A 3472-nucleotide genomic window follows, 5' to 3' on the forward strand; every position below is an offset into this window, starting at 1 on the left:
TCATTATCTTCAACTAATAAAACGTGACACCCCTTTAATTGCGCTGTTGTATTATTAATATTAATTGATTGTAAGCCTTTTCTAATTTCTCTTTCATAATTTTGTGCTGAACATATTGCACTTTTTAGACTTGAAATTGTAATCGGTTTATCCAAAACAAGATTGATATCTGTATGTTTAGCTGACTTTTTAAGTTCGTCACGCCCATATTCGGTCATTATAACGATAATAGAAGTTTTACTGAGTGAATGCGATAATTCTGATTTAATCTTTTGTACAACTTGGATATCAACTTCATTAGGTCTTTTGCAATCGATTAAAACTAAATCATATATTATATTACTATGATTTAAATGCGTTATAGCCTTATTACTACCATCAATTGCATCAACTTTTATACCTTCATTTATCAGCGTATCATATGAAATTTCTCGGGCATATGCGTTATCATCTACAATAAGTACAGCCATATTTTCGACTAACTTTGGCTTTACTTTGACTTCATTTATTTCCTGGTTTTTTATTCCAAAATTAGCTGTAAAAGTGAAAGTACTACCTTCACCTTCGGTACTGTCAACGGTAATACTTCCGCCCATTAATGCGGTTAATTTTTTACAAATTGCTAAACCTAATCCAGTACCCCCAAACTTCCTTGTTATTGAAGAGTCTGACTGGCTAAATGGTTCAAACAGTATTTTTTGACTCGCAGTAGATATGCCAATACCTGTATCTTGGACAGAGAATCGTAAAGTCAGTGATTCTTTTTGCAATTTAGCAACTTCAGCTTTAACTATGACTTTGCCGTGAGGTGTAAATTTAATCGCATTATTAATTAAATTAATTAAAATCTGATTTAGTCTTAAAGGATCACCAATAAGCATTTCAGGTATATCTGACGAGCAATCAAAAATTAATTTAATATTTTTATCAGCTGCACTTAAACTATTAATAGTAGATAAGTTACTAAACATATCTTCAATTTGAAAATCGATATATTCCAAATGTAGTTTAGCGGCCTCTATTTTTGAGAAATCAAGAATGTCATTGAGTATTGCTAATAGTGAAGTTGCTGAAATATGTACTTTATTAATATAATTTTTTTGTTTCTCTGTCAGCTCCGTTTTCAAAGTTAAATAAGACATACCAATAATTGCATTCATGGGTGTTCTAATTTCATGACTCATATTGGCTAAAAAGTTAGATTTTTCTTTACTTGCATCTTCAGCAAGGATTTTAGCTTGATTTGCACGTTTCAATTCAATATTTTTACGTATTAAAACGTTAACAAAAAACAATAGAATAAATAAAACGACACCAATAATAGTTAAAGCACGTTCAATTTCTATGTTTTTAATTTTTCTTTGCAATTTGATATTTTGTTCAGATGTAAAATTAATAATAGGATTTTTAATTAACTCTAACCGCAACATAGCCGATTTTTCATGGTTATTCACAATAAACCAGCAATGCAATTTAAAAACAGTCCAATTTCCCCCAAAGTTATTTTTTTTATTTAGAATTTCAACTTCATTAAGTTTACTGATGATTTCTTCTGAGGTGACATAACTAAAGGAATTAACATATTGAAAAAGTAACAGTTGTAATTCAGTGATTTTTTTCTGATATTGCATAACTATGTTATTCACTTTGTAGTTGCTTACCATTCTAATAGAAGTTTTTAGCATGCTGATCATTTGAATCAAACTCATAGATTTTTGTTGATAATTTTTCAATGGTACTTGCAACACGTCATTTGAATTTAATGTATATAAAATTTGATCTAGTTGTAATTGCTTTTGTGCAAAACTATCATAATGTAGTTGGTTGCTAAAGTTAGCATTTAATAATTGAATTTTATGTTTAGGTAATACTTCATTTAACGCTTGTATTGAACCTTGCCTTTTAGATAATTGTTCATGCTCAACGGTTAAAAGCGAAATATTTATTGAAAATAAAGTAAACAACAATAAAATTGTAATTTCGAAAATATATTTTAAAACAAAAGACTTCAAGCTCATAATTCAACCAGATTTGCTGAAAAAGATTGGAGTAGCGCAACAATGTCTTCTACTTCAGATGTAGATAATTGTATTCCTAACTGGCTTTCAGCCATTATTATTACAGCTTCTGATAATTCATGAACACTGCCATTATGAAAATAAGGTGATGTTTGCGCTATATTTCTGAGTGAAGGAACCTTAAATACAAACTTATCACTCTCTTTTTTAGAAATGATATATTTACCCAAATCTGCTTTAAATTCTTCTGGAAGATCGTTTAACATGCCAAATTTTTGGTAAATATTCCCCCCGATATTTACTCCTTGATGACAAGTTGAGCATCCATAATTGACAAATAAATCTAGCCCTCTTTTTTGCTGCTTTGTTAATGCATCACTATCACCTAACAAATACAAGTCAATCGGTGCATTAGGTGTTATTAATGATTCTTCATAAGTAACAATAGCTTTGAGAATATTTTCTTCATTAACTCCATTTTTACTAATATCCATAAAAGCTTTGTAAAAATATGGATCTCGCTTTAACTTCTTTATTATTTCATCCCAAGAAGAACCCATTTCAACTGGGTTATGTATTGGGCCAGCAACTTGCTCTGTTAAATCTGCAGCACGTCCATCCCAAAATTGTTTAAAATTAAAAACAGAATTAAGAACCGTAGGGGAGTTTCTATTGCCTAATAAATTATTAATACCAGTTGATAATGCCATCCCATCATCACCACCAAAATCAACCATGTGGCATGAGGAGCATGAAATAGAGTTATTTTTTGATAACATTGGACTGTGGAATAAAGCTTTTCCTAATGAAACCCAATTTTTATCTATTTTAATGTTCTGAGGTATTGGCTGTATCGGAAAGTTTACTTCTTTAAAGTCATAAACTGTTGATTCTATAGTTTCATATGTGAAATCCTCAATATTATAATAATAAATAGATAAACTAGGTATTAAACATAAGAGAAAAGAAAAAAATAACAGGATATTATATTTTTTACGCATAGGAAATTACTCGCTCTAATACAATAGGGCTATAAGCTTTAGTCCAAATAACATCAATATATCTCTCATATAGGGAGTTCATTATAAATTTAAATTTTTGAAACACTTTAATTTCAAACATCAGGTATAAATACTACAGCTAAGTTTGTATTCATAATTTATTCAACTTCATCTTTAGTATTATATTTTTTTAAGTCACCAATTAGACTAGCCGCTAAGTTATTTGCTTGTTCAAAATCGAATTCATCTAATATCACATTTAAATCAAGCAGTTTACCTTTATGGATACTTGCCACAGGTATTGTTTGTAAATAGTTAAGTTGCTCAATAGCGGCTATATCAGAATTTTCAATAAAAATTTTTAATTTCATTAATCCTGCTAATAATTTATTAATATCACTATCACTTGAGGTATTAACTGCCTCAACTAAAGGCTGAAAATCTACAATGTTA

3 protein-coding genes are annotated in these 3472 nt (G+C 29.3%); all 3 read right to left on the minus strand.

Annotated elements, in window-relative coordinates; all coding sequences use genetic code 11:
• Positions 1-2018, minus strand: a 2018-nt coding sequence (locus tag CJF42_RS25135; protein WP_141235675.1) for an ATP-binding protein, incomplete at its 3' end; no start/stop codon positions are given.
• On the minus strand, positions 2015-3019 hold the full coding sequence (locus CJF42_RS25140; protein ID WP_095369245.1) for a cytochrome-c peroxidase: 1005 nt from the start codon (positions 3017-3019) through the stop codon (positions 2015-2017). The genes CJF42_RS25135 and CJF42_RS25140, both read right to left, overlap by 4 nt.
• 158 nt (positions 3020-3177) lie before the next feature.
• Positions 3178-3472, minus strand: a 295-nt coding sequence (locus tag CJF42_RS27880) for a hypothetical protein (protein ID WP_170940768.1), incomplete at its 5' end; no start/stop codon positions are given.

Source organism: Pseudoalteromonas sp. NBT06-2 (assembly GCF_002276045.1).
Classification (GTDB): domain Bacteria; phylum Pseudomonadota; class Gammaproteobacteria; order Enterobacterales; family Alteromonadaceae; genus Pseudoalteromonas.